The sequence below is a fragment of the Billgrantia sp. Q4P2 genome, assembly GCF_052806135.1.
On record NZ_JBRBAI010000017.1, the window covers coordinates 19,645 to 44,487 of the forward strand.

Sequence of the window (24,843 nt, forward strand, 5' to 3'; positions counted from 1 at the left end):
TCACGCCAGCCTGCCCTCCTCGACGCCGTGACACGCCACCTCGCTGCCGTCGCTGCGGGCGATCAGCTTCGGTACCTCAGCCTTGCAGCGAGCGTTGGCATGCGGGCAGCGGGGGTGGAAGGCGCAGCCCGAAGGCGGATGCACCGGGTTGGGCACTTCGCCCTGGATCACCGTGCGCTCCTTGCCCACGCCCTCGAGTGACGGCACCGCAGCCAGCAGCATCTTCGAATAGGGATGGTGCGGGTTATCGAAGAGCTGGTCGGCCGGGGCGATCTCGGCGATGCGCCCCAGGTACATCACCGCGATGCGGTCCGACATGTGCTTGACCACCGCCATGTCGTGGCTGATGAAGAGATAGGTCAGCCCGTACTCATCCTGCAGGTCGCGCATCAGGTTGAGGATCTGCGCCTGCACCGAGACGTCCAGTGCCGAGGTCGGCTCGTCGCAGATCATGAACTCCGGCTCGTTGGCCAAGGCGCGTGCGATCGAGATGCGCTGGCGCTGGCCGCCGGAGAACTCGTGCGGGTAGCGGTTGGCGTCCATGGGCGACATGCCCACCTGTTCGAGCAGCTCACCCACCCGGCGGCGGCGGTCGGTGCTGCTCATCTCGGGGCGGAAGAAGCGCAACGGCTCGCCGATGATGGTACCCACCCGCCACAGTGGGTTGAGGCTGGCGTAGGGGTCCTGGAAGATCATCTGGAAGCGCTTGCGCACGCTGGCGGCCTGGCGTCCGGTGCGGTTCGCCAGGTTGCTGATGTCCTCGCCGTCGAACACCAATCGGCCACGGGTAAGCCCGTAGAGCCCCACCACCAGGCGTGCCACCGTGGACTTGCCGCAGCCGGACTCGCCCACCAGCGAGAGCGTCTCGCCGCGGCGGATGGAGAAGCCCACGCCATCCACCGCCTTGAGCGTGAGCCGCTCGCTACGCTCGATCACCCGGTTGAGCCAAGGCTTGGAGACGTCGAAGTAGCGTGCCAGGTCGTGCGCTTCCAGCAGGATGTCGCCCTGCGCCGCCGGGGCCGGGCCTGTCGATTTCAGTGCCGTATCAGCGCACATGGCTCACCTCCTGTCCCTCTACGTCTTGCCTTGGCGGCAGCGGATCCACCGGGTCGTGCAGCCAGCACGCCGCGCGGCTGCCCTCGGCCGGTAGCAGGTCCGGTCGTTCTTCGCGACAGCGCTGCTGGGCGTGAGGGCAGCGCGGGTTGAAGGCGCAGCCCTCGGGAATCGCCGCCAGCCGCGGCATGGAGCCTTCTATCTGGTAGAGCCGCTCGAGCTTCTTCGTAATGCCGGGAATCGAGGCCATCAATCCCTTGGTGTAGGGATGCTGAGGGTTTCGCACCACTTCATCGACCGGTCCGATCTCGATCAGCCTGCCGGCGTACATCACCGCCACCCGGTCGGCGGTTTCGGCGATCACGCCCATGTCGTGGGTCACCAGCATCACCGCGGTGCCGTGGTCGGCACACAGCCGCTTGAGCAGGGCCAGGATCTGCGCCTGCACCGAGACATCCAGCGCGGTGGTGGGCTCGTCGGCGATGATGAACTCAGGCCGCGCGGCGAGCGCCAGGGCGATCACCACGCGCTGGCGCATACCGCCCGAGAACTGGTGCGGGTAGCTGTCGAGGCGGTTCTCGGGCGCGGGAATGCCCACTTCGCGCAGCAGCTTGAGTGCCTCCTCGCGGGCTTCGCGCTCGTTCATCGGCAGGTGCGCGCGGATCGTCTCGATCAGTTGGTCACCAATCGAGAACAGCGGGTTGAGGCTGGTCAGCGGGTCCTGGAAGATCATGCCGATATGGCGGCCACGCAGCGGCACGAAGCGCTCTTCCGGCAGGTCGTCGATGCGCTTTCCCGAGAGGTACACCTCACCCGCGGCGATGCGCCCGGGTGGCTCCAGCAGTTGAATCACGGCATTGCCGGTCATCGACTTGCCGGCACCGGACTCACCGACCACACCCAGCACCTCGCCGGGGGCGATATCGAAGGAGACATCGTCCAGCGCCACCAGGGTGCCATGGCGGGTGGGGAACTCCACCCGCAGGTGGCGCACGGAAAGCACCGGTTCCTGCCCCGCAGCGCCAGGCTCGTGGCCGGCCATCGCGGTATCGTTCTTAACGGAGCTTGGGGTTGAGGACATCACGCAACCAGTCTCCCAGCAGGTTGACGGAAAGCGCCAGTATCAGCAGCGCCACCCCGGGGAAGAGCAGGATCCACCACTCTCCCGAGAACATGTAGTCCTGGCCCACCCGGATCAGGGTGCCCAGGCTCGGCTGGGTGGCCGGCATGCCGACCCCCAGGAACGACAGCGTGGCCTCGGCGATGATGGCGAGAGCCAGGCCGATGGTGCCGATGACCAGCACCGGTCGCAGCACGTTGGGCAGGATGTGCTGGAACAGGATCTTGCGTGCCGGCAGGCCAATCACCCGCGCTGCCTGCACGTACTCCTTGCTCTTTTCCACCATGGTGGCACCGCGCACCGCACGGGCGTACTGCACCCAGTCGGACAGGCCGATGGCGATGATCAGCACGATGATCGCCACCTCGGCATGCATCGAGCGCGGCAGGAAGCCGCGGATCACACCGAAGATCAGCAGTGCCATGAGGATCGACGGGAAGGTGAGCTGGACGTCGGCAATGCGCATGATCAGCGCATCGCGCCAGCCGCCGCGGAAGCCCGCCAGCAGGCCCAGGGCGGTGCCCATCACCAGGGCGAAGATCACCGCAGCGAAGCCCACCAGCAGCGAGATGCGCGAGCCGTAGAGAATCGCCGAGAAGACGTCGCGGCCCTGGCTGTCGCTGCCCAGCAGGTAGAAGTTGCCGGTGAAGTCCGAGGTGGTCAGCGGCGGCGTGAAAGCGTCGATCAATTCGAGCTGACGCGGGTCGAACGGATTCTGCGGCGCAATCCACGGCGCGAACAGCGCCGCGGCGAACATGATCAACGTCACCAGGGTGGCAAGGATTACCACCGGTTGGCGCTTCCACGAGTAGACGATGTCGCTCTCGAGGAAGGTGCGCCACTTGCTCGGCTTGGGCGGCACTGCGGGTGCAGCGCTCTCCCGGGTCTGGATGTCCTGGCTCATTTACCACCTCCCTGCGCACGCAGCCGCGGGTCGACGGCGTAGTAGAGCAGATCCACCACCAGGTTGATGATCACGAACACCAGCGCGATCATCATCAGGTAGGCCGCCATCACCGGCACGTCGACGAAGCGCACGGCGGTGATGAACAGCGCCCCGACGCCGGGCCACTGGAACACCGTCTCGGTGATGATGGCGAAGGCGATGATGGTGCCGAGCTGCAGGCCGATGATGGTGATCACAGGAATCATGGTGTTCTTCAGCGCATGGCGCAGGTGCACAACGCGCTTCGATAGACCTCGCGCCCGGGCGAACTTGATGTAGTCGGTGCTCAGCACCTCGAGCATCTCGGCGCGCACCAGTCGCATGATCAGCGTGAGCTGGAACAGCCCCAGGGTGATCGCCGGCAGGATCAGCGAGCGCAGGCCGCTGGCCGTCAGTAGCCCGGTGGACCACCAGTTGCCGATACGCACCGTCTCGCCGCGCCCGAAGGCCGGCAGCACACCCAGCTCCACCGCGAAGATGTAGATCAGCAGCACGCCGATCAGGAAGGTGGGTAGCGACACGCCGATCAGCGAGGCGGTCATGATGAAGTTGGCCAGCCAGCTGCGACGACGCAAGGCGGTATAGATGCCCAGCACGATGCCCATGACCACGGCGAAGATCGCCGAGATGACGGCCAGCTCCAGGGTAGCGGGCAGCCGCTCGAGGATCAGGTCGGTGACCGGGCGGGCCGAACGGTAGGAGATGCCGAACTCGAACTGGGCGGCATTGACGATGAAATTCCAGAACTGCACCACCACCGGCTGGTCGAGGCCCAACTGGGCGCGCAACGCGGCGCGATCGGCCTCGGTCGCCTCCTGTCCGAGCATGTTGAGCACCGGGTCGCCGACGTAGTGGAACAGCGAGAACGAGATGAGCGCGACCACGAACATCACGAAGATGGCCTGCAGCACGCGCTGGATCAGAAACGCTAGCATGGGATCACCAAATAACGACGATGCCCCCGGCTACTTGTGGCAGCCGGGGGCCGGGCCTTCAGGCTCGCCCGGAAAGTATCTGCGCTCGCCGACTTCCGGACAGAGCCTGACGCTTACTTGTTGAACTTCAAGTATTTGAAGTGCGGCGTATTCTCGCTCTGCACCTTGAAATCGATGTCGTCGCGCATCGACCAGGTCAGCATCTGGTGGTGGATCGGGATGTAGAGGATCTCGTCGTGGACGATCTCCCACGCCTCGCGGATCATCTCGTTGCGCGCTTCCTCATCCGTCTCCTGGCCCATGGCCACGGTCAGCTCGTCCACCCGCTCGTCGGAGTAGCCGGTGAAGTTCCAGGTGCCGTGGTTCCCATCCTTGGTGTGGTAGAGGTAGTTGAAGATGTACTCGGAGTCCATGGTGGGCACGCCCCAGCCCAGCAAGTAGAAGTCGTACTCACCTCGCGCCAGCTCGGCGAAGTGCAGCGAGCGGGTCTGGGCCACCAGGTCTACGGTGATGCCGATGCGCGCCAGCATGCTGACCACCGCCTGGCAGATCTGCTCATCATTGACGTAGCGGTCATTGGGGCAGTGCAGGGTAACGCGGAAGCCATCGCCGTAGCCGGCCTCCTCCATCAGCTCCTGCGCGCGTGCGGTATCCGCCTCGAGAACTTCGTCCATCTCCTCGCTGTAGCCGTTGACGAAGGGCGGCGCGATCATTCCGGCTGGCTGGGAGTTGCCGCGCATCACCGCGCGCTGGATGGTATTGGCGTCCACCGCCAGGTTGATCGCCTCGCGTACGCGGCGGTCGGCGAAGGGGTTGTCGTCGGTGTCGGCAGTGCGCAGCTCAGCCGAGCCTACATCCATACCGAGAAAGATGGTGCGGTTTTCGGCGCCCTGCTCGTTCTTGATGCCGTCGGCATTGGCCAGGCGCTCAATGTCCTGGACCGGCGTCTCCTGCAGGAAGTCGACCTCGCCGGAGAGCAGTGCCGCCACGCGGGTGGAGGCCGACTCGATGGGCGTGAACACCAGGCGGGTGATCTCCATCGGGTAGTGGTCGATGCCCCAATAGTCGTCGTTGCGCACGAACACGGTACGCACGTCGGGCTCGCGGCTCTCGACACGGAACGGCCCGGTGCCGTTGGCGTTGCGCACGGCGTGAGTTTCCTCGCCGGCAGAGTAGTTCTGTGCCTCTTCCACCCCGTGCTCTTCCGCCCACTCGCGGCTCATGATGAACAGGTTGGTGAAGTTGTTCGGCAGCAGCGGGTTGGGCTCGTGGGTCTCGATCTCGACGGTGTAGTCGTCGACGGCGCGCACCTCGGAAATCGAGGTGAGCAGGCCGCGCATATCGGCAGGCTCGCGGCGTGCGCGGTCGATGGAGAAGGCGACGTCGTCGGCGGTCAGCGCCTGGCCTTCATGGAAGGTCACCCCCTCGCGGATCTTGAACACCCAGACGGTGGGTTCGTCTTCCTTCACGTACCACTCGGTGGCCAGGCCCGGCTGGTACTCGACGTCCATGTCCTGATAGACGAGGGTGTCGAAGATCTGGTGGTTGACCGAATGGGTCGGCCCCTCGTTCTGGGAGTGGGGGTCCATGGTCAGGCTGTCCGCAGAGCGGGTCCAGCGCAGGGTTTCGGCATTCGCGGCGGTGGCCAGCATGGCGCCGATAACGGCGGTGGCCAGAAGGGTCTTCTTGGGTAGCATCTTGTTATGTCCTCAATCAAGCGTTTGATGGGCATGCGCCCTGGTAGAGGTTCTCCCATACCTTAGCCAAGAAAGCTAGAATTTACTTAGGAAGGCTTTTCAGCGCTATTTCGACTATTGGCAGTTACATTTACGGTATCGAGACCGATTCTTGGGAAACCGCTCGGTCGGTTTCACTTCATTGATAATAGACGCAAATACTGAATCAAAGGAAAAAGGCACTCATGGCACTGCTGACGACCCGAGTCGCCCCGGAGTGGGTCGACTACAACGGCCACATGAACGATGCCGAATATGCGAGGGTCTTCTCGCTGGCAGTGGATACGCTGATGGAGCGGATCGAGCTCGATGCCGAGGGGCGCAAGAGCCTGGCGTATACCCTCTTCACCCTGGAGACCCATCTCTGCTACCGGCGCGAGGCCCACCAGGGGCAGGCGCTGGCCGTCGAGGTGCTGCTGCTCGACCGCGACGCCAAGCGGCTGCATGTCTTCTTCACGATGCGCGATGAGGCCGGCGAGCTACTCGCCACCAGCGAGCAGATGCTGATGGGCATCGACACGCGAAGTCACCGCCCCGCCCCGTTTCCGCCCGCCGTGATCGAGGCCATCGATGCCCTGCCGCGAATCGAAGCCGACGCCTGGCCGGAGGCGGCCGGACGGCGGATCGGCATTCCACGGCGTTGAGGCAGAGCATCGCCAACCTCACTGCAGAAGCGGCCTCGAACACAAGTACACTGATGAACCTTTAATTGACAGCAGTGTACATTTCTCTCTATCGTTGTGAAATACACAACAATAGAGAGGCCTGGCCATGGCCAACGACCCGCTGCTGCAGCCCTTCCAGCTCAAGCATCTCACCCTCAAGAACCGGCTCATGATGACCTCCCACGAGCCTGCCTACCCCGAGGATGGGATGCCCAAGGCGCTCTATCGCGAGTATCACGTCGAGCGAGCCCGGGCCGGCCTGGGTCTGACCATGACCGCCGGGTCGGCGGCGGTAGCCAAGGACAGCCCCCCGGTGTTCAACAACATCCTGGCCTACAAGGACGAGGTGGTGCCGTGGATGCGTGAGCTCACCGATGCCTGCCATGAGCACGGCACCGCGGTGATGATCCAACTGACGCATCTGGGCCGCCGCACGCGCTGGGACAAGGGCGACTGGCTGCCGGCGGTATCGGCCTCGCATCGTCGTGAAGCCTCCCACCGCGCCTTTCCCAAGCAGGTTGAGGAGTGGGATATCGAGCGCCTGATCCGCGACTATGCCGATGCCGCCGAGCGCATGCATGCCGCCGGCCTCGACGGCATCGAGCTGCAGGCCTACGGCCACCTGATGGACCAGTTCTGGTCGCCGCTGACCAATACCCTCGAAGGGCCTTACGGGGGCGATCTCGACAACCGGCTGCGCTTCACCTTCGACGTGCTGCGGGCCATTCGCCAGCGGGTGGGCGAGGCATTCATCGTCGGCGTGCGCTACACCGGCGACGAGATGCTGCCGGGCGGGCTGACGGCCAGCGACGGCATGGCGATCTCACGGCGCCTGAAGGAGAGCGGCCTGGTCGATTTCCTCAACGTGGTGCGCGGACATATCGACACCGACGCCGGGCTCACCGACGTGATTCCCATCCAGGGCATGCCCAGCGCCCCGCACCTCGACTTCGCCGGAGAGATCAAGCGCCAGGTCGACTTCCCTACCTTCCACGGCGCCAAGATCCAGGACGTGGCAACGGCGCGCCATGCCATCGCCTCGGGCAAGGTCGACATGATCGGCATGACCCGCGCCCACATGGCCGACCCGCACATCGTGCGCAAGATCATGGAAGGTCGCGAGGAGGAGATCCGCCCCTGCGTCGGCGCCAACTACTGCCTCGACCGCATCTACCAGGGCGGCGCCGCCTACTGCATCCACAACGCCGCCACCGGGCGGGAAACGACGATGCCCCACACCATCCCCAAGGCCGCGCAGAAGCGTCGGGTGGTGATCGTCGGCGCCGGACCCGCGGGGCTGGAGGCCGCCCGGGTCGCTGGCGAACGGGGCCATTCCGTGGTGGTGCTGGAAGCCGCCAGCGATGCCGGTGGCCAGGTACGTCTCACGGCGCAGAGCGAGCGCCGCCGCGAGATGATGGGCATCATCGACTGGCGCCTGGCCCGCTGCGAGGCCCTCGGTGTCGAGATTCGCTACAACGTCTGGGCCGAGGTGGAGGACGTGCTCGCCGAAAAGCCGGACGTAGTGATCGTGGCCACCGGAGGCTATCCCATGGAGGACCAGCCCGCAGTCGGGCACGAGCTGGTGGTCAACACCTGGGACATCCTCTCCGGGCACGTGGGACCGGGCAAGCGCGTGCTGCTGTTCGACGATGCCGGCGACCATGCCGCCATGCAGGCGGCGGAGATCATTGCCGCCACCGGGGCTGAACTCGAGATCATGACGCCGGACCGCACCTTCTCGGCGGAGATCATGGCCATGAACCTGGTGCCCTACATGCGCGCCCTGCAGCGCCCCAACGTCACCTTCACCCCCACCTACCGACTGAAGTCCGTGCGGCGGGAAGGCGGCGAACTGCTCGCCACTATCACCAGCGACTATCTGGATCTCAACCACGAGCGGCGCATCGATCAGGTAGTGGTCAACTACGGCATCACACCGATGGCCGACGTCTATTTCGCGCTCAAGCCGCACTCGAGCAATGGCGGCGAAGTAGACTACAACGAGCTGATCGCCGGCCGGCCCCAGGCGGTTGTCCGTAAGCCGGACGGCAACTTCCAGCTATTCCGGATCGGCGATGCCGTCGAGTCGCGCAATACCCATGCGGCGATCTATGACGCCCTGCGGCTGGTGAAGGATATATAGTGGCCGGGCACCCGAAACAGCGAGACCCTCTCGATGCCGACAGCTAGTAACAGCGACACCAAATGGAAAGGCTCCCGCGAAGCCTGGCTCGACGCCGCCTTCGAACTGCTGCTCGACTCCGGTGTGGATAGCGTGCGGATCCTGCCGCTGGCCAAGCGGCTCGACGTCTCGCGCACCAGCTTCTACTGGTTCTTCAAGGATCGCGAGGCGCTGCTGGACGCCCTGATCGAGCGCTGGCGGGAGAAGAATACCCAGGGCCTGGTGCGGCAAACCGAGGCCTATGCCGAGACCATCGTCGAGGCGATTCTCAACGTCTTCGACTGCTGGCTGGACCCCGAGCTGTTCGACTCCCAGCTGGAGTTCGCGATGCGCAGCTGGGCGCTACAGTCGGAAGAGGTGGCGAAGGAGATCGATACCGCCGACGAAGCGCGCATCGAGGCGCTGACGCGCATGTTCGAACGCTTCGGCTATGAGCCGCTGGCGGCCAACGTGCGTGGCCGCACCATCTACCTCACCCAGATCGGCTACATCTCGATGAAGACCCAGGAAGCGCTCGAGGTCCGCATGCGGCGCATCCCCGCCTATGTCGAGATCTTCACCGGCCAGGCGCCGCAAGCCCGAGAGCTGCAGCGCTTCCAGGCCCGGCATGGCTATACGCGGGAAGGCACCCAAGCGGCGTCAGGCACTGCGGGTCACTGATCCAGCCTCCTCTCCAGCTCCGGCACCACCTCGAACAGGTCGCCGACGAGACCATAGTCGGCGACCTGGAAGATCGGCGTCTCCTCGTCCTTGTTGATCGCCACGATCACCTTGGAGTCCTTCATGCCGGCCAGGTGCTGGATCGCCCCCGAGATGCCCACGGGGGACGTAGAGTTCCGTAGGCGGGCACGTAGACGGTGTGTGGCCCGACGATCTCCACGTTGCGTGCCGGATTACGCGCGTGCTGGATGAACTGGCGTGGCACGCTATCCTGGATCAGCCGCCGGCACAGCCCGCGCGGTATGCGTACACGCTCGCCTGCACTTCGGCCCCCGGCATCGCGCCAGATCTGCCGGGCCCCCTCATCGTCGCGGAAATCGATGCCGATCTCCTCAAGAAGGGACAACCCCGCGTCGTCGAGAACTTCAAAATGGGGAATACGGCGCGTGGCGTAGGGCTGGGCCGAGGCGGCAGACTGGCATTACTCATACAGCGACCCGCACATGCCGAATTGCGTCAACCGTTGCGCTGCGCGATAGCCTTGGGCGGCAATGGATATCAGAGAGTATTGCGGGGTCGCATTCGACATGCTATGCATGCTGCATGTTGTTGGAGTGCCTCCCCATGGCTATGAGCATTTTCGTGCAAAGGTATTTGCTATCAGAAAACATTCATTTAATATGCATATTATCAATAGTTGCTTAAAAAATTGATCCTAAGCAACTAGCGACCGATAACGTCATTGTCCGGCCAGCCAATATGTTAACGTATATTGCATTGAACAACTGCCTGATGACTGAAGGCAAGCCAGGGCAACAGCTAACAAGTCCAACCATGACGGACCTGGTCATAAGCATGTGGGAGAAACATCATGTCAATGTCATCGTGCACAATACCGCTCGGCTCGCCGATCAGAAAAACTCAAAGCATAGGATTCCTGCTACTAAATAACTTCACTCAGATCTCACTAGCCTCAGCCATCGAGCCGTTGCGTATGGCCAATCAGCTCACCGGTAGCGAACTTTATCGCTGGTATACGCTGACGACAGATGGCGAGCCTGTCAGCGCTAGCGACGGCCTCACAGTAATTCCTGACATGTCCATCCATACGCCGCTCTGCCTAGATATGGTTATTGTCTGCGGTGGAGTGAGGCCTCAGTGCAGCGTAAAGCACGAACACATCAATTGGCTGAAAGAGCAGGCGCGCCTATCCCGCAGCTTGGGCGCCATCTGCACTGGCAGTTGGGCTCTGGCCATGGCGGGCTTGCTTGACGGCTACGATGTGAGTGTACACTGGGAATATGAAGCGGCGATGCGCGAGGCTTTTCCGCGTATCGAGATGTCCACACGCTTGTTTTCCATCGATCGAGACCGAGCCACCTGCCCTGGCGGGACGACCCCACTCGATATGATTCTCACGCTGATTAGCCAAGATTATGGCCACGAACTGTCTGCGAGCATTTCAGAGATATTCATCTGCGAGCGTGTACGTAGCGATCGAGATCAGCAGCGCATCCCTCTACGCCATACGCTGGGCACCAACCAACCCAAGCTTTTGGAGGCCGTAGTGCTGATGGAGGCCAATCTCGAGGAGCCCATCGACCTCGACGAACTGGCTAGCTATGTCCGCATCTCGCGTCGTCAACTCGAACGTCTATTCCAAAAGAACTTGCAGTGTACTCCGTCGCGCTACTATATGAAGCTGCGACTGACCCGCGCCCGCCAGTTGCTCAAACAGACAGCCATGTCGATAATCGAGGTGGCCTCGGCCTGCGGCTTCAACTTCACACCGCACTTCTCGAAATGCTATCGGGAACTCTTCGGCATATCTCCACGCGACGAGCGCATCGCGTATTTCAACCCGCCGCTGCATTTGAGGAAGAATGATATCAAGGCGCTATTTAGCAAGGCCGCCTTCGAGGCCGTGCTCAATGAACCAGCCTCAAGCGCTACGGCGGCCCTCGTCCATGCACGGGGTGAATCCACTTATGCCAGTGTATCTGTGCCCCCCCCGGCCGACCTTCTGTCCATCTAATACTCACCAACGAGGCCGTGCTCACTCTACGCCTCGTTCCACTTCCTCTCGGCGAGCACGCCCTGAAACTCAGGCATAGTCTGATACAACGTCGCGTTCCCAGCCCAACCATGGCACTCCGGCCAATTACCGTTTTGCATGGTACGCACAGCCGGTTGGTCCGGAGAGGAAAGGGGCTTTTCGGTCTACCAGCTGTGTGGGCAGCTGCAGCAGGCTACTGCTGTAACCGGCTTAATGCATAAGCCGGATTAATTTACATGATAGTCTGCTTAGTTTTTTCTTCGACGTTGGCGACGGGCAGGTACTTCCCGAGCTTTATCGTTACCATCGCTGACCGAGGAAAACTCACCCAGTGCATAGCGAATTTGCTCCAAAGTGGGTCGCGTTCCTCGCGGCCTTTCTTCAAGCGCAGCGCGCATTCTAGCAAGATGCTCTGGCGTGGTACCGCAGCAGCCACCAATAATCCTTGCCCCTGCGTCCCGCGCCAGAACCGCATAATCGGCCATGAGCTCGGGGGTTCCATTATAGTGAATATGCCCATCAATATATTCGGGTATCCCGGCATTGCCTTTAGCAATAATCGGCATTGTAGTTTCTTGCAATGTAAGGCCCAGCACAGTGCGTATCAAATCAGACGCACCAACACCGCAGTTGGCTCCAAATGCTACCGGTGTGTTGGATATCTGACCAACAAGCTCCACCATGCTCTGGGAGGTCATGCCCATCATAGTTCTTCCAGCCATATCAAAGCTCATAGTTCCACACCAAGGCATACTGGCCAGTTGAAAGGCGCTACTCGCAGCCTGAAGCTCTTCAGGCGCCGAGATTGTCTCCAGCCACAGTACATCAGCACCACCTTCCTTGAGACCTTCGGCCTGTTCGTGGAAGATCTCCACTGCTAACTCATGGGTTAAAGAGCCCAAGGGGGCCATCATTTCACCCGTTGGCCCCACAGAACCTGCAACAACGATGGGGCGGGAGTAGCGATCTGCCACATCGCGTGCGATTTCAGCGGACAGTCGGGATAATTCGCGCGCTCGGTGTTGTGCACCATGTAGCCTGAGCCGTGCAGCATTACTGCCAAAAGAATTAGTCAGAAAAAGATCGCTTCCGGCCTCCAAGGTTAGTGCATACAACCTAGCAATTCTTCCAGGGTAACGCTCATTCCACAATTCCGGTGCTTCGCCAGACTTCAATCCCATGTCGAACAAGTTGGTCCCCGTGGCTCCATCTGCCAGCAGCCAATCACGAGACGCCAAAATTTTTTCAAGCTTGTTATCCATAGCCGTATTGACCTTCTCCCGGTTTTAGGTCCGCCATCAATGTGTGGAGCCACAGCCGGCAAGGCGGTTCGAAGTCCGTCTTGCCGTCTGGCCGTCTGGCCGTCTGGCCGTCTTGCTTTATTCCAATGCAGTTTATGTAATCGATTTATTTATATATCTTGGATTAATCAAGCGATACTCACTCAGCAGACCTTTAACGATTGTGAAACAACCTGCGAGAAGCACCAATGTGAATGGCAGGCCCGTGGACACAGCCATGGCCTGCAGAGCGACCAACCCGCCACCGAGCAGCAGAGCAATCGCAATCAGTCCTTCGATCACCGCCCAGAACACGCGCTGCGGCTTGGGGGCGTCGACCTTGCCGCCGGCCGTGATGGTGTCGATCACCAGCGAGCCGGAGTCGGAGGAGGTGACGAAGAAGACGATGACCAGCACGATACCGACGAAGGAGGTGATCGCGGTCAGTGGCAGTTCGCCGAGCATCACGAACAGCTGCAGTTCTAGGGCCGCGTCCTGCACCCCCTCGAAACCAGTGGCCACCAGCTGGTGGACGGCGGTACCGCCAAAGGCGGTCATCCACACCACCGAGACCAGCGAGGGAATAAGCAGCACGGCAATGATGAACTCACGCACGCTGCGCCCACGCGACACCCGGGCGATGAACATGCCGACGAAGGGCGACCAGGAGATCCACCAGGCCCAGTAGAAGGCCGTCCAGCCCTGGCTGAAGTTAACATCCTCACGGCCGAAGGGCGCCGAGAGCGCCGGCAGATGGGTGATGTAAGCGACCAGGTTGTCCAGCACGCCGGTGAAGATCACCAAGGTCGGGCCTACGATGATTACGAAGGCCAGCAGCAGGAAGGCGAGCACCATGTTGATCTCCGACAGCCGGCGCACGCCCTTGTCGACACCGGAGATGATGGAGAGGATGGCGATCAGCGTGATGCCGATGATCAGCAGCACCATGGTGGTGTCACCGCCCGGAGCACCGAACAAGTAGCCGAGTCCTGCCGTGGCCTGGGAGGCGCCCAGTCCCAGCGAGGTGGCCAGGCCGAACAGCGTGGCGAAGACCGCCAGGATGTCGATGACATGGCCCGGCCAGCCCCAGGTGCGCTCACCCAGCACGGGGTAGAAGATCGAGCGCATGGTCAGCGGCAGGCCTTTGTTGTAGGCGAAGATCGCCAGAGCCAGCGCCACCACGGCATAGATCGCCCAAGGGTGCAGGCCCCAGTGGAAGATACTGGCCGCCATGCCCAGCCGCGCCGCCGCCTCAGGGTTGCCGGCGGCCGCGCCCAGGGGGGCCCAGTCGCTGCGCACGCCACCATCCAGGCTGGTACCGCCCAGCGAGGAGGCGAAATGCGACATGGGCTCCGAGACGCCGTAGAACATCAGGCCGATGCCCATGCCGGCGGCGAACAGCATCGAGAACCAAGCCGAATATGAGAAGTCGGGCTTGGCGTTGACACCCCCGATACGCACCTTGCCCAGCGGCGAGATGACCAGCACTAAGCAGAGCACCACGAAGATGTTGGCGGAGAGCAGGAAGAACCAGGTGAGGTGGTTGGTCAGCCAGTTGCGCAGCCCGGTAAAAAGCGGCTCCACTTCGCTGTGCAGGGCCAGGGTTAGAATGACGAAGAACAGTGTGACCAGGGCCGAGATGGCGAATACCTTACCGTGGATGTCCAGGTTCAGCTTGAACTCTCCGGTGATGTTGTCTTGCCCGATCACGTAGTCGGTATCAATCAGATCGGCAGGGCCCTCGGGGGCCGGGACTCCGTCGGAGGGTCGAGTGATGGGTTCTTTCATCTATAGATTCCTCGAGTTGTTGTTATCTCATTGCCGTGATGATCACCAGTGCTGCCGAGTCCTCCAGTGGGGACGCCGGCCGGCTTGGCGGGACCGGCCGGCATCGTGGATTAGCAGGCTGCTAAATATTGGAATCGGGGAAGGCCGCCTTGCGCGTTGCCATGTAGTCGAGCAGGGCCTCGTCGATCGCCGGGTCCAGGGGCGGCGCCTGGTATTCGGCGAGCAGTTTCTTCCATCGGGCGTTGGCGCGCTGGGCCATGTCCAGTCGGCCGTCGGCATCCCACTGTTCGAAGCTGTTGTTGTCGGTGATCGGCGAGAGGTAAAAGGCATCCTTGAAGTTGGCCTGGGTGTGCGCACAGCCCAGGAAGTGCTTGCCGGGGCCGACCTCGCGAATGGCGTCCATGGCCTGGCCGTTCTCCGACAGGTCGACGCCCTTGAGCAGGGTCTGCATCATGCCGGTCTGGTCGGCGTCCATGATGAACTTCTCATACCCCATGGCCAGCCCCCCTTCCAGCCACCCCGCCGAGTGCAGCGCGAAGTTGACGCCACCCAGGGTGGTCGGCACCAGGGTGTTGGCGCTCTCGCTGGCAGCCTGGGCATCGGGCAGCTTGGAGGCGGTGAACGAGCCGCCGGAACGGAAGGGCACGCCCAGGCGGCGGGCCAGGTTGGCCATCACGTAGAGCACCAGCGCCGGCTCCGGCGTACCGAAGGTAGGGGCGCCGGACTGCATCGACATGGAGCTGGCGAAGCTGCCCAGCACCACCGGTGCACCCGGGTTCACCAGCTGTATAAAGGCCATCCCGGCCATGGCCTCGGCCAGGGTCTGGGCGGCGGTACCAGCCACAGTCACCGGTGACATGGCGCCTGCCAGGATGAAGGGGGTAACGATGCAGGCCTGATTGGCCCGCGCATAGACCTTGGCGGCACCCAGCATGGTGTCGTCGAAGGTCATCGGCGAGTTGGCGTTGATCAGGTTGATCACGCAGGTGCGCGGCTTGCCGGTGTCGGGGTCGATCCAGCGATCGCCGAACAGGATCTTGGCCATCTCGACCGTGTCTTGGGCGCGATCGGGGTGCGTCACCGAGCCCATGAAGCACTTGTCGGAGTACTTCATGTGGCTGTAGATCATGTCGAAGTGGCGCTTGTTGACCGGCAGGTCGACTGGCTCGCAGATGGTGCCGCCGGAGTGGTGAAGGCTCGGTGACAGATAGGCGAGCTTGACGAAGTTCTGGAAGTCCTCGAGCGTGCCGTAGCGCCTTCCGCGGTCGATGTCGTGCACGAAGGGACAGCCGTAGGCGGGCACGTAGACGGTGTGCGGGCCGCCGATCTCCACGTTGCGTTCGGGATTGCGCGCGTGCTGGGTAAACTGGCGTGGCGCGCTGTCCTGGATCAGCCGCCGGCAGAGGCCACGCGGCATGCGTACGCGCTCCCCCTGCACGTCGGCACCGGCATCACGCCAGATCTGCAGGGCTTCCTCGTCGTCGCGGAAATCGATGCCGATCTCCTCGAGGATGGTGTCGGCATTCTCCTCGATGAGGGAGAGCCCCGCGTCATCGAGGACCTCGAAGTAAGGGATGCGGCGCGTGGCGTAGGGCTGGGTCGAGACGGCGGCGCCTTTGCCGGCGCGGCGGGCGTTTCCAGCGGTGCGGGTACGGCGGCGAGAAGAGGGGGAATCCATGGCGTTCTCCGGCATTGTTTTGCAGACAGTGTTGTTGGAGAGGGCAATATGCGAAGCACCGACAGGCTGGCATTGCTCATCCAGCGACCCGCATATACCGAATTGGTCAACCGTTGTGCAACGTCATCGCCATGGGCGATGACGGTTATTAGGCCATCTCGGCCGACGTGCTCCCCCAAGCCAGCGACATGATGTCGTCGGGGAAGGGGATGCCATGCTGTCGGCAGGTGGCTTCCAAGGTGTTGAGTAACAGGCAGGCGATGGTCATGGGGCCGACGCCGCCGGGGACCGGCGTGAGGGCGCCGGCAACCTTGCGGGCACCTTCGAAGTCCACGTCGCCGACCAGCCGCGTACTGCCATCGGCTTCGATGCGGTTGATGCCTACGTCGATCACCGTAGCACCGGGTTTGATCCAGTCCTCCTTGACCAGGCGCGGCCGACCTACCGCAGCCACCAAGATGTCGGCCTGACGGCACACCTCCTCGAGTTGCCGGGTGCGCGAGTGCGCGACGGTCACGGTGCAGTGCTCCTGCAGCAGCAGGCTAGCCATCGGCTTGCCAACGATGTTGGAGCGCCCCAGCACCACGGCACGCTTGCCACTCAGGTCACCCAGTTGGAACTTGAGTAGCTTCAGGCAGCCGAGTGGCGTGCAGGGCACCATGCCATATCCCCCGGTGGCGATGTTGCCCACGTTGATCGGATGGAAGCCATCAATGTCCTTGTCTGGACAGATGGCCTGGATCACGCGTGCCTCATCGACCTGGGGCGGCAGCGGCAGCTGGACCAGGATGCCGTGCACTTCCGGGTCGCAGTTGAGCCGCTCGATCAGGTCGAGCAACTGGATCTCGGGCACGCTGTCAGCCAGGCGGTACTCGAATGAAGACATGCCAGCTTCCCGGGCCTGGGTCGCCTTGTTGCGTACATATACCTGGCTGGCGGGATCCTCGCCGACGAGGATCACGGCCAGGCCGGGAGTGATCAGGTTGTGCTGACGCAGTCTGCCTACTTGACGGCCGATCTCTTCGCGAAGCCGAGCGGCGTGGGCCTTGCCATCGATCAGGATGGACATGGTCTTTCCTCCTGTCGGGCGCCTCAGCGGAAGACGACGGTCTTGTTGCCATTGGGGAAGACGCGATGCTCCAGGTGGTAACGGACCGCCCGCGACAGCGCCATGTTCTCGGCATCGCGTCCCACGGCTGCCAACTGGGCAGGACTATAGGTGTGGTCGACGCGTTCGACGACTTGTTCGATGATCGGCCCTTCATCCAGGTCGGTGGTGACGTAGTGGGCAGTGGCACCGATCAGCTTGACGCCCCGCTCGAAGGCCTGGTGATAGGGCTTGGCGCCTTTGAAGCCCGGCAGGAAAGAGTGGTGGATATTGATGGCGCGACCAGCCAGTTCCTCGCATAGGTTGGAGGAAAGGATTTGCATGTAACGCGCAAGGACGACCAGCTCGGCCCCCGTTTCCTCGACGAGGTCGAGCACCTGGCGCTCCTGCTCCTGCTTGGTCTCCGGTGTAATGGGTAGGTGATAGAAAGGAATTTCATACCAGTCGGCGAGACGCTTGAGGTCGGGATGATTGGAGACGATGGCCGGAATCTCCATCTTGATCTCGCCGGTCCGCTGTCGATACAAAAGATCGTCGAGGCAATGGTCGTACTTCGACACCATGATCAGCACCTTGGGCAAAGTCAGGGTGTCGTGCATCTCCCACTCCATGCCGTCGCGTTCGGCAACACCATGACCGAATTCTGTCTTGAGTTCCTCCAGCTTGGGAGTGATGCCAGGTGTCGTGGAAAAGACGCAACGTACATAAAAATTGCCGGTTTCGATGTCATCGAACTGCGCCAGTTCCATGATGTAGCAGTGGCGCTGGGCAAGGTAAGTGGTAAGGCGGGAAACGGTACCGATGGCCCCCTTGCAGTTGGCCTTCAGCACATAGACGTTCTTCCCTTCGATCATAGCGGACATGGCTACCCTCGCTTCGGCTTGTCTGTTGTTGTTCAGGTATGCGTCGCAATGTACTCCGGTGGCATCGGCACGCATGTCTAAAGACGACTCGAAACGTTGTCGCAGCGACCGCGGCGAAAAAGTTGGAAAATCGTAAAATTTGACTCAAATCAATTAACTGCAAGATATTTGGAAATTCCCAAACGAAGCGAGACATATGGCGTTTTTCGGCATGAAGGCGTCGCTTGCATGGATATGTTTCCTACGGTGAGCGCCTAGGCTGCTTTCGCAACCATACCCTCTCCGTAATTCGGGTATGGAATGACCAGGAGCGGAGCACCATGACAGAACAGTACAATGAAAACGAAGACTTCGATCTCAATGACCTGCCCGACGACGAGCTGGTCGAGCAGATGCACGACGACCTCTACAACGGGCTGCGCGACGAGGTGGTCGAAGGTACCGAGATCCTGCTGGAGCGCGGCTGGAGCGCCAACCGAGTGCTCGACGAGGCGCTGGTGGGTGGCATGGCTATCGTCGGCGTCGATTTTCGTGACGGCATCCTCTTCGTCCCGGAGGTGTTGATGGCGGCAAACGCCATGAAAGGGGGCATGGAAGTGCTGCGCCCCCTGCTGGCGGCCTCCGGTTCCGAGACCATCGGCAAGATCGTGATCGGCACCGTCAAGGGCGACATTCACGACATCGGCAAGAACCTCGTGTCGATGATGATGGAAGGGGCTGGTTTCGAGGTGGTCGACATCGGCATCAACATTCCGGTGGAGACCTATCTCGAGGCCCTGGAAGAGCACAAGCCTGACATCCTTGGCATGTCGGCGCTGCTGACCACCACCATGCCTTACATGAAAGTCGTCATCGATACGCTGGTCGAAAAGGGCCTGCGTGACGATGTCATAATCATGGTTGGTGGCGCTCCGCTCAACGAGGAGTTTGGTCAGGCTATCGGTGCCGATGCCTATTGCCGTGATGCCGGTGTAGCGGTCGACATGGCCAAGGAACTCATCGCCCAGCGTCGCGCAGCCTGAACCCCGGAGGTCCACCGTCATGTCGTCCACGTTGATCATCGCCTGCGGGGCGCTGGCCAGGGAGATCAAGGCCCTGATCGATGCCAATGGCTGGCGTGACGTGCGCCTGGAGTGCCTGCCGGCGGACCTGCACAATCGGCCGGATCGGATACCCGAGGCCGTGGGCAAGAAGCTGCAAGAAGCGTCGTGGTATTCGCGCATTTTCGTAGCCTATGCCGACTGCGGTACGGGCGGATTGCTGGACGAAGTGCTGGCCGAGCATGGCGCCGAACGGTTGCCGGGGGCACACTGTTATGACGTCTATGCCGGGGAGTCGGTGATCGCGGCGCTCAGCGAACAGGAGTTGGGCACCTTTTATCTGACCGATTTTCTCGTGCGCCACTTCGACCGGCTGGTCATCCAGGAGCTCGGCATCGAGCACCATCCCCAACTCGCAAGTCTCTATTTCGGCCAGTATCGCCGGCTCGTCTACTTGTCGCAGCGGGACGATCCCGCTCTTCAGGCCGCGGCCCAGCGTGCCGCCGCACGACTCGGACTCTCCTTCGAATACCGGCATACCGGCTACGGCGAGCTGGCGACCTCCCTGGTCCGCTTGGTCTCAGAGCCGGTCGCTGTAGAGCAAGCAACATGACAACTCTGACCATCGTCAGCTGGCGGGATATTCCCGCCCAGGTAATCACCAAGCAGGGGCGCAAGAGCGCCAAGGTACTGCTGTCGCCGCGCTTTCAGCACGCCATCGACCGGGCGGCCATGCGGGCTGGCAAGGGCGGCTCGGAGGCGTACATGGCCGACTGGCAGCGCAGCGCCCCGCGCGAGTGCGGCGACAACCTGCAGGCCGAGGCCGAGGCCGAGGCGGCACGCCTCGAGGCAAGCTTCGATGACGAGGCGCTCAAGCAGTTGGTGCGCCAGAAGGGACTGGCTGAGCCTGCCTGAGTGAGCGCGACGACAACAACAACGACCATGGCCGCGGCCCCCGCTCACGGGGGCGGCGGCAAGGAGGGAGAGGATGTACAAGGTGAGGCGCTGGGTGGTCCGTCACGCCCGGCTGTTCGAATGGGTGTACCGGGGCTTCGAGCCACTGTTGGTCAAGCTGCATCCGCTATGGCAGCGAATCGGCTATGAACGCGTCGAGGCCCCGGTCAAGGCCCTCGAGAAGGGCGTCAAGGGCCTACTGTTCGATTGCCAGATGTGCGGGCAGTGTGCGCTCTCCGCTACCGGCATGTCCTGCCCCATGAACTGCCCCAAGAACCTGCGCAACGGCCCTTGCGGCGGGGTGCGCGCCAACGGCCACTGTGAGGTCAAGCCGGAGATGCGCTGCGTGTGGGTCGAGGCCTGGGAAGGCAGCCGCCGGATGAAGTATGGCGATCGCATCCAGGTGGTGCAGCAGCCGGTCGACTTCCGCCTGAAGGATTCCTCGTCCTGGCTGCGCGTGGTGCGCAAGCTGGCCGATCAAACCCGCGAGCGCGCGGATAGCGGAGCCGTGAAATGAAGTTCGACGACGAGCCCGTACCGGGCTACTCCCTGCCGATCCTGCCGGGCCACGTCTCGCCCGGACGCCTGGAGCGCGTGCTGCGCGCCGGCAAGTTTGCCATCACCAGCGAGATCGACCCGCCAGACTCCGCCGACCCCGCCGAGGTGCTCAAGCGTGCGGCGATCTTCGACGGCTACGTGGATGCCATCAACGCCACCGACGGCTCCGGTGCGCACTGCCACATGTCCAGCGTCGGGGTCTGCTCGCTGCTCACCCGGGTGGGTTATGCCACCATTCTGCAGATCTCATGCCGCGACCGGAACCGCATCGCCATACAGGGCGAGATCCTGGGGGCCGCGGCCATGGGCGCCTGCAACCTACTGTGCCTGTCCGGCGACGGCGTCCAGGCCGGCGACCATCCCCAGGCCAAGCCGGTGTTCGATCTTGACTCCATGTCGTTGCTGGAGATCGCCCGTGGTATGCGCGACGAGTGTCGCTTCCAGAGCGGGCGCAAGATCGACGCGCCACCGCGGATCTTCCTCGGCGCGGCCGAGAACCCCTTTGTGCCGCCCCTGGAGTGGCGCCCGCACCGGTTGGCCAAGAAGGTCGCTGCCGGGGCGCAGTTCATCCAGACCCAGTACTGCTTCGACATCCCCCGGCTGCGTGACTTCATGCTCAAGGTGAACGACCTGGGGCTGCTCGAGGGGCCGGACCGCGTATTCATCCTGCCCGGCGTCGGGCCGCTCGCCTCGGCGCGCAGCGCACGCTGGATCCGCGACAACGTGCCCGGCGTGCACATCCCGGATGCCGTGATCGCGCGCCTCGAGGGCGCCCAGAACCAGAAGGAGGAGGGCAAGCGACTGTGCATGGACCTGCTTCACCAGATCCGCGAGATCCCTGGGGTCAGCGGTGCCCACATCATGGCCTACCGCCAGGAGCACACCGTGGCCGAGATCATCGAAGGCACCGGCGTGCTGGAGGGACGCGTGCCCTGGTACCCGGGGCGCGACAACCCGGCCGAACTCAATCCGGAGTCGCCCGACGCGCTGGCGGAAGAGTTCGAGCCTGTGTCGGGATGACCCATCCCTATCCGACCGCCAGCTTGGAGCCGCAACGCCACAGTTAACTACAACGCCTTCCGCAGGCACCCAATAGCAACGACAAGACACCATCACTGAGGAAGCATCATGACCGATACCGTCATCAGCTCGCACAAGAAGGAAGTCGTGATCGGCTTCGAGCGGCCCTTCGTGGTCATCGGCGAGCGCATCAACCCCACTGGCCGCAAGCAGCTGGCTGCGGAAATGGCCGCCGGCGACTTCTCCCGCGTGGTCAAGGACGTGGAGGATCAACTGGCGCACGGCGCGCACATGCTGGACGTCAATGCCGGCATCCCGCTAGCCGACGAACCGGCGATCCTGGCCCAGACCGTCGAGCTGGTGCAGTCGCTGACCGACGTGCCGCTGTGCATCGACTCCTCGGTCATCAAGGCACTCGAGGCGGGCCTGGCGGTTTATAAGGGCAAGGCGCTGGTCAACTCGGTGACCGGCGAGGACGAGAGCCTCGAGGCGGTGCTGCCGCTGGTGAAGAAATATGGGGCGGCGGTGGTGGCGATCAGCAACGATGAAACCGGTATCTCCCACGATCCCGACGTGCGCTTCGCCGTCGCCAAGAAGATCGTCGAGCGCGCCGCCGACCACGGCATCCCTGCCTGCGACGTGGTGGTCGATCCGCTGGTGATGCCGATCGGCGCGGTGAACTCGGCGGGCCGCCAGGTATTTGCCCTGTGCCACCGCCTGCAGCAGGAGCTCAAGGTCAACACCACCTGCGGGGCCTCCAACGTCAGCTTCGGCCTGCCCAACCGCAACGGCATTAATGCGGCGTTCATGAGCATGGCCATCGCCTCGGGGATGACCTCGGCGATCACCAACCCGCTGCACACCGAGATCATGACCGCGATCATGGGCGCCGACGTGATGATGGGGCACGACCCCGATTGCATGCGCTGGATCCAGAAATTCCGTGAGCCGCCGGCCGTCGGGGCGGACGGGGCCGAAGGGCGCGGGCGGCGGCAGACGCGCCGACGCCGCGCCGTGACCTGAGCGCGGATAGTTGCCAGACCACTATAACAACGAACAACGCAAGCGCCTCGCCTGAGGCGCTTCGCTCTCCTGAACGAATTCCTGTGGACGGAGGTCCCCATGTCCGATGCTGACGAAGCGCTCGTCGTCTTCACCCCTTCCGGACGTCGCGGACGCTTCCCGGTCGGTACCCCGGTGCTGGAGGCCGCTCGCGCGCTGGGGGTCGACATCGATTCGGTGTGCGGCGGGCGCGGCCTGTGCGGCCGCTGCCAGGTCGACCTCTGCGAGGGGCGCTTCGCTAAGCACGGGGTCGCGTCATGGCCGGATCACCTCACCGCCAAGAGCGACACCGAGCAGGCCTGGGAGAAGCGTCGCGGGCCGCTGCGCGACGGACGTCGGCTGAGCTGCTCGACCCAGCTGCTCGGCGATGCCGTGATCGACGTACCCTCGTCGAGCCAGGTGCACCGCCAGATCGTGCGCAAGCGGGCCGAGGTGCTCGATATCGAGCTCGACCCCATCGTGCGCCTCTACTATGTGGAGGTGCAGGAGCCGGACATGCACGTGCCGGCCTCGGACCTGCGTCGCCTCAAGGATGCCCTGGCCTACGAGTGGCACCTGAGCGAGCTGGAGAACGACATCCGCGTGGTCCAGCAGCTGCAGCAAGCCCTGCGTCAGGGCGGCTGGGGCGTGACGGTAGCGGTCTACGACGAACGGCGCATTATCGGCGTGTGGCCGGGCTTCCAGTCACAGGTCTACGGCATGGCGGTGGATGTGGGCTCGACGACCATCGCCGCCCACCTGTGCAACCTGCAGACCGGCGAGGTGGTCGCCTCCACCGGGCGCATGAACCCGCAGATCCGCTACGGCGAGGACCTGATGAGCCGGGTCTCCTACATCATGATGAACCCCGGCGGCGACCAGACCATGACACGCTCGGTGCGCGATGCCTTGAACGAGCTCACCGTGGAACTGGCCAGCGAAGCGGACGTGCATGTGAACGCCATCCTCGAGGCGACTTTCGTCGGCAATCCGATCATGCAGAGCCTGGTGTTCGGCATCAATCCGGTGGAACTGGGCGGCGCGCCCTTCGCCCTGGCCACCGACGAGGCCATCGACGGGCTGTGGGCCACCGAGATGGACCTGGTCATCCACCCCAACGCCCGGGTCTACGGTCTGCCCTGTATCGCCGGGCACGTGGGAGCCGACACCGCCGGGATGATCCTCTCCGAGACGCCCTACCTCGGCGAGGAGCTGATGCTGCTGGTCGACGTGGGTACCAACGCGGAGATCGTGCTGGGCAACCGCCATCGCCTGCTGGCCTGCTCCAGCCCCACCGGTCCAGCCTTCGAAGGCGCCCAGATCAGCGGCGGGCAGCGGGCAGCTGCCGGCGCCATCGAACGGGTGCGCATCGACCCGCTGACGCTCGAGCCGCGCTACAAGGTGATCGGCTGCGAGCTGTGGTCCGACGAGCCGGGCTTCGACGACGCCGTGGTCCCCCATGGGGTCACCGGCGTCTGCGGCTCGGGCATCATTGAGGTCATCGCCGAGATGTACCTGGCCGGCATCATCAACCAGGACGGTGTCATGCAGGGTGGCCTGGCGGCGCGCAGCGAACGGATCGTGGCCGATGGGCGCACCTTCGCCTACGTGCTGCATCGCGACGGCAGCCGCACCCTGTCCATCACCCAGAACGACATCCGTGCCATCCAGTTGGCCAAGGCGGCGCTCTATGCCGGTATCCGCCTGCTGATGGAGCACTTCGGCGCCGACCACGTCGATCGCATCCGCCTAGCCGGGGCCTTCGGCGCCCATATCGACGTCAAGTACGCCATGATCCTGGGGCTGATCCCCGACTGCGATCTGGCGCACGTCACCTCGGCGGGCAACGCCGCTGGCACGGGAGCGCGCATCGCCCTACTGAGCCGCAAGGCGCGCCGCGAGATCGAGGAGGTGGTGCGCCGCGTGGAGAAGGTGGAGACGGCCACGGAGCCCCGTTTTCAGGAACACTTCGTGGGTGCCATGGCGATCCCCCATCGCCACGATCCCTTCCCGCAACTGAGCGCCCACGTGACCCTGCCGGCGGTGACGGAGGATGCCAGCGCCGCAGCGCGCGGCGGCCGGCGACGGCGCCGCCAGCGCGCCTGAGGGGCGACCCTATAACGCGCTATCAATGTGGCAATGACACGAAGGGTGGTTGGC

Annotated in this window: 22 protein-coding genes and 1 pseudogene; 11 read left to right on the forward strand and 12 right to left on the reverse strand. The window is 63.2% G+C overall.

Features of this window, described 5'->3' with window-relative positions:
* The 5 genes from ACUY1T_RS20470 to ACUY1T_RS20490 all read right to left on the reverse strand — a co-directional run bounded on the left by ACUY1T_RS20470 (position 1) and on the right by ACUY1T_RS20490 (position 5,751).
* Positions 1–1,056, reverse strand: a complete 1,056-nt coding sequence (locus ACUY1T_RS20470; protein ID WP_446025414.1) for an ABC transporter ATP-binding protein — start codon at positions 1,054–1,056, stop codon at positions 1–3.
* Positions 1,046–2,095 carry an ABC transporter ATP-binding protein gene (locus ACUY1T_RS20475; RefSeq protein WP_446025415.1) on the reverse strand — a complete coding sequence of 350 codons (1,050 nt, stop codon included), beginning with the start codon at positions 2,093–2,095 and terminating at the stop codon, positions 1,046–1,048. The genes ACUY1T_RS20470 and ACUY1T_RS20475 overlap by 11 nt, the downstream gene beginning before the upstream one ends.
* Positions 2,096–2,108: 13 nt before the next feature.
* Entirely contained in the window at positions 2,109–3,077 is a 969-nt protein-coding gene (locus ACUY1T_RS20480; protein WP_446025416.1) for an ABC transporter permease, read from the reverse strand.
* A complete protein-coding gene (locus ACUY1T_RS20485; RefSeq protein WP_446025417.1) occupies positions 3,074–4,054 on the reverse strand; it encodes an ABC transporter permease in 981 nt (326 codons plus the stop codon). Before ACUY1T_RS20485 ends, ACUY1T_RS20480 begins: the two co-directional genes overlap by 4 nt.
* Before the next feature lie 113 nt (positions 4,055–4,167).
* The gene (locus tag ACUY1T_RS20490; protein WP_446025418.1) at positions 4,168–5,751 is read right to left on the reverse strand and encodes an ABC transporter substrate-binding protein; all 1,584 of its coding nucleotides are present in this window, start codon (positions 5,749–5,751) and stop codon (positions 4,168–4,170) included.
* Between the two features lie 224 nt (positions 5,752–5,975).
* Between ACUY1T_RS20490 and ACUY1T_RS20495 the strand changes: the two genes are divergently transcribed.
* The 3 genes from ACUY1T_RS20495 to ACUY1T_RS20505 all read left to right on the forward strand — a co-directional run bounded on the left by ACUY1T_RS20495 (position 5,976) and on the right by ACUY1T_RS20505 (position 9,297).
* Positions 5,976–6,434, forward strand: coding sequence for a thioesterase family protein (locus ACUY1T_RS20495; RefSeq protein ID WP_446025419.1), 459 nt, complete (start codon positions 5,976–5,978; stop codon positions 6,432–6,434).
* A 127-nt stretch (positions 6,435–6,561) separates the two neighbouring features.
* The gene (locus tag ACUY1T_RS20500) at positions 6,562–8,598 is read left to right on the forward strand and encodes an oxidoreductase (RefSeq protein WP_446025420.1); all 2,037 of its coding nucleotides are present in this window, start codon (positions 6,562–6,564) and stop codon (positions 8,596–8,598) included.
* A gap of 33 nt (positions 8,599–8,631) precedes the next feature.
* Positions 8,632–9,297: a TetR/AcrR family transcriptional regulator gene (locus ACUY1T_RS20505; RefSeq protein ID WP_446025421.1), complete on the forward strand. Its 666-nt coding sequence runs from the start codon at positions 8,632–8,634 to the stop codon at positions 9,295–9,297.
* On the opposite strand, the pseudogene ACUY1T_RS20510 reads toward ACUY1T_RS20505, so the two are convergent.
* A pseudogene (locus ACUY1T_RS20510) lies at positions 9,291–9,458 on the reverse strand (electron transfer flavoprotein subunit alpha/FixB family protein); the annotation flags it as partial. The gene ACUY1T_RS20505 and the pseudogene ACUY1T_RS20510 overlap by 7 nt on opposite strands.
* The gene (locus ACUY1T_RS20515) at positions 9,419–9,736 is read right to left on the reverse strand and encodes a trimethylamine methyltransferase family protein (RefSeq protein WP_446025453.1); all 318 of its coding nucleotides are present in this window, start codon (positions 9,734–9,736) and stop codon (positions 9,419–9,421) included. The gene ACUY1T_RS20515 and the pseudogene ACUY1T_RS20510, both read right to left, overlap by 40 nt.
* Positions 9,737–10,174: 438 nt before the next feature.
* Here ACUY1T_RS20515 and gbdR point away from each other — a divergent pair, with 438 nt between their 5' ends.
* Positions 10,175–11,332, forward strand: coding sequence for a choline metabolism transcriptional regulator GbdR (gene gbdR / locus ACUY1T_RS20520; protein WP_446025454.1), 1,158 nt, complete (start codon positions 10,175–10,177; stop codon positions 11,330–11,332).
* Between the two features lie 269 nt (positions 11,333–11,601).
* Here the strand turns inward: gbdR and bmt are convergent, their stop codons facing one another.
* The 5 genes from bmt to purU form a co-directional block, all read right to left on the reverse strand.
* Positions 11,602–12,615, reverse strand: coding sequence for a betaine--homocysteine S-methyltransferase (gene bmt / locus ACUY1T_RS20525; RefSeq protein WP_446025422.1), 1,014 nt, complete (start codon positions 12,613–12,615; stop codon positions 11,602–11,604).
* Positions 12,616–12,747: 132 nt separating this feature from the next.
* Positions 12,748–14,421: a BCCT family transporter gene (locus tag ACUY1T_RS20530; protein WP_446025423.1), complete on the reverse strand. Its 1,674-nt coding sequence runs from the start codon at positions 14,419–14,421 to the stop codon at positions 12,748–12,750.
* A 121-nt stretch (positions 14,422–14,542) separates the two neighbouring features.
* Positions 14,543–16,099 (reverse strand): trimethylamine methyltransferase family protein, encoded by a 1,557-nt coding sequence (locus ACUY1T_RS20535; protein ID WP_446025424.1) that lies wholly within the window; start codon positions 16,097–16,099, stop codon positions 14,543–14,545.
* A gap of 148 nt (positions 16,100–16,247) precedes the next feature.
* Positions 16,248–17,168 (reverse strand): bifunctional methylenetetrahydrofolate dehydrogenase/methenyltetrahydrofolate cyclohydrolase FolD, encoded by a 921-nt coding sequence (gene folD / locus ACUY1T_RS20540; protein ID WP_446025425.1) that lies wholly within the window; start codon positions 17,166–17,168, stop codon positions 16,248–16,250.
* 23 nt (positions 17,169–17,191) lie between these two features.
* Positions 17,192–18,070 carry a formyltetrahydrofolate deformylase gene (gene purU / locus ACUY1T_RS20545; protein ID WP_446025426.1) on the reverse strand — a complete coding sequence of 293 codons (879 nt, stop codon included), beginning with the start codon at positions 18,068–18,070 and terminating at the stop codon, positions 17,192–17,194.
* Between the two features lie 320 nt (positions 18,071–18,390).
* On the opposite strand from purU, the gene ACUY1T_RS20550 reads away from it, so the two are divergent.
* From ACUY1T_RS20550 to ACUY1T_RS20580, 7 genes are all read left to right on the forward strand, one after another.
* On the forward strand, positions 18,391–19,092 hold the full coding sequence (locus ACUY1T_RS20550; RefSeq protein WP_446025427.1) for a corrinoid protein: 702 nt from the start codon (positions 18,391–18,393) through the stop codon (positions 19,090–19,092).
* 19 nt (positions 19,093–19,111) lie between these two features.
* Complete coding sequence (locus tag ACUY1T_RS20555) at positions 19,112–19,723, forward strand: DUF1638 domain-containing protein (protein WP_446025428.1); 612 nt, start codon at positions 19,112–19,114, stop codon at positions 19,721–19,723.
* Positions 19,720–20,025: a virulence factor gene (locus tag ACUY1T_RS20560; RefSeq protein WP_446025429.1), complete on the forward strand. Its 306-nt coding sequence runs from the start codon at positions 19,720–19,722 to the stop codon at positions 20,023–20,025. The genes ACUY1T_RS20555 and ACUY1T_RS20560 overlap by 4 nt, the downstream gene beginning before the upstream one ends.
* Positions 20,026–20,098: 73 nt before the next feature.
* Positions 20,099–20,581 (forward strand): methylenetetrahydrofolate reductase C-terminal domain-containing protein, encoded by a 483-nt coding sequence (locus ACUY1T_RS20565; protein ID WP_446025430.1) that lies wholly within the window; start codon positions 20,099–20,101, stop codon positions 20,579–20,581.
* Positions 20,578–21,642, forward strand: coding sequence for a methylenetetrahydrofolate reductase (locus ACUY1T_RS20570; protein WP_446025431.1), 1,065 nt, complete (start codon positions 20,578–20,580; stop codon positions 21,640–21,642). Before ACUY1T_RS20565 ends, ACUY1T_RS20570 begins: the two co-directional genes overlap by 4 nt.
* 108 nt (positions 21,643–21,750) lie before the next feature.
* Entirely contained in the window at positions 21,751–22,665 is a 915-nt protein-coding gene (locus ACUY1T_RS20575) for a dihydropteroate synthase (RefSeq protein ID WP_197449232.1), read from the forward strand.
* 99 nt (positions 22,666–22,764) lie between these two features.
* The gene (locus tag ACUY1T_RS20580; protein ID WP_446025432.1) at positions 22,765–24,789 is read left to right on the forward strand and encodes an ASKHA domain-containing protein; all 2,025 of its coding nucleotides are present in this window, start codon (positions 22,765–22,767) and stop codon (positions 24,787–24,789) included.
* Positions 24,790–24,843: the final 54 nt, after the last annotated feature.

Coding starts and splice junctions, on each gene's coding strand:
- ACUY1T_RS20470 (WP_446025414.1), bottom strand. CDS start 1,056: ATGTGCGCTGATACGGCACTGAAATCGACAGGCCCGGCCCCGGCGGCG.
- ACUY1T_RS20475 (WP_446025415.1), bottom strand. CDS start 2,095: ATGGCCGGCCACGAGCCTGGCGCTGCGGGGCAGGAACCGGTGCTTTCC.
- ACUY1T_RS20480 (WP_446025416.1), bottom strand. CDS start 3,077: ATGAGCCAGGACATCCAGACCCGGGAGAGCGCTGCACCCGCAGTGCCG.
- ACUY1T_RS20485 (WP_446025417.1), bottom strand. CDS start 4,054: ATGCTAGCGTTTCTGATCCAGCGCGTGCTGCAGGCCATCTTCGTGATG.
- ACUY1T_RS20490 (WP_446025418.1), bottom strand. CDS start 5,751: ATGCTACCCAAGAAGACCCTTCTGGCCACCGCCGTTATCGGCGCCATG.
- ACUY1T_RS20495 (WP_446025419.1), top strand. CDS start 5,976: ATGGCACTGCTGACGACCCGAGTCGCCCCGGAGTGGGTCGACTACAAC.
- ACUY1T_RS20500 (WP_446025420.1), top strand. CDS start 6,562: ATGGCCAACGACCCGCTGCTGCAGCCCTTCCAGCTCAAGCATCTCACC.
- ACUY1T_RS20505 (WP_446025421.1), top strand. CDS start 8,632: ATGCCGACAGCTAGTAACAGCGACACCAAATGGAAAGGCTCCCGCGAA.
- gbdR (WP_446025454.1), top strand. CDS start 10,175: ATGTCATCGTGCACAATACCGCTCGGCTCGCCGATCAGAAAAACTCAA.
- bmt (WP_446025422.1), bottom strand. CDS start 12,615: ATGGATAACAAGCTTGAAAAAATTTTGGCGTCTCGTGATTGGCTGCTG.
- ACUY1T_RS20530 (WP_446025423.1), bottom strand. CDS start 14,421: ATGAAAGAACCCATCACTCGACCCTCCGACGGAGTCCCGGCCCCCGAG.
- ACUY1T_RS20535 (WP_446025424.1), bottom strand. CDS start 16,099: ATGGATTCCCCCTCTTCTCGCCGCCGTACCCGCACCGCTGGAAACGCC.
- folD (WP_446025425.1), bottom strand. CDS start 17,168: ATGTCCATCCTGATCGATGGCAAGGCCCACGCCGCTCGGCTTCGCGAA.
- purU (WP_446025426.1), bottom strand. CDS start 18,070: ATGTCCGCTATGATCGAAGGGAAGAACGTCTATGTGCTGAAGGCCAAC.
- ACUY1T_RS20550 (WP_446025427.1), top strand. CDS start 18,391: ATGACAGAACAGTACAATGAAAACGAAGACTTCGATCTCAATGACCTG.
- ACUY1T_RS20555 (WP_446025428.1), top strand. CDS start 19,112: ATGTCGTCCACGTTGATCATCGCCTGCGGGGCGCTGGCCAGGGAGATC.
- ACUY1T_RS20560 (WP_446025429.1), top strand. CDS start 19,720: ATGACAACTCTGACCATCGTCAGCTGGCGGGATATTCCCGCCCAGGTA.
- ACUY1T_RS20565 (WP_446025430.1), top strand. CDS start 20,099: ATGTACAAGGTGAGGCGCTGGGTGGTCCGTCACGCCCGGCTGTTCGAA.
- ACUY1T_RS20570 (WP_446025431.1), top strand. CDS start 20,578: ATGAAGTTCGACGACGAGCCCGTACCGGGCTACTCCCTGCCGATCCTG.
- ACUY1T_RS20575 (WP_197449232.1), top strand. CDS start 21,751: ATGACCGATACCGTCATCAGCTCGCACAAGAAGGAAGTCGTGATCGGC.
- ACUY1T_RS20580 (WP_446025432.1), top strand. CDS start 22,765: ATGTCCGATGCTGACGAAGCGCTCGTCGTCTTCACCCCTTCCGGACGT.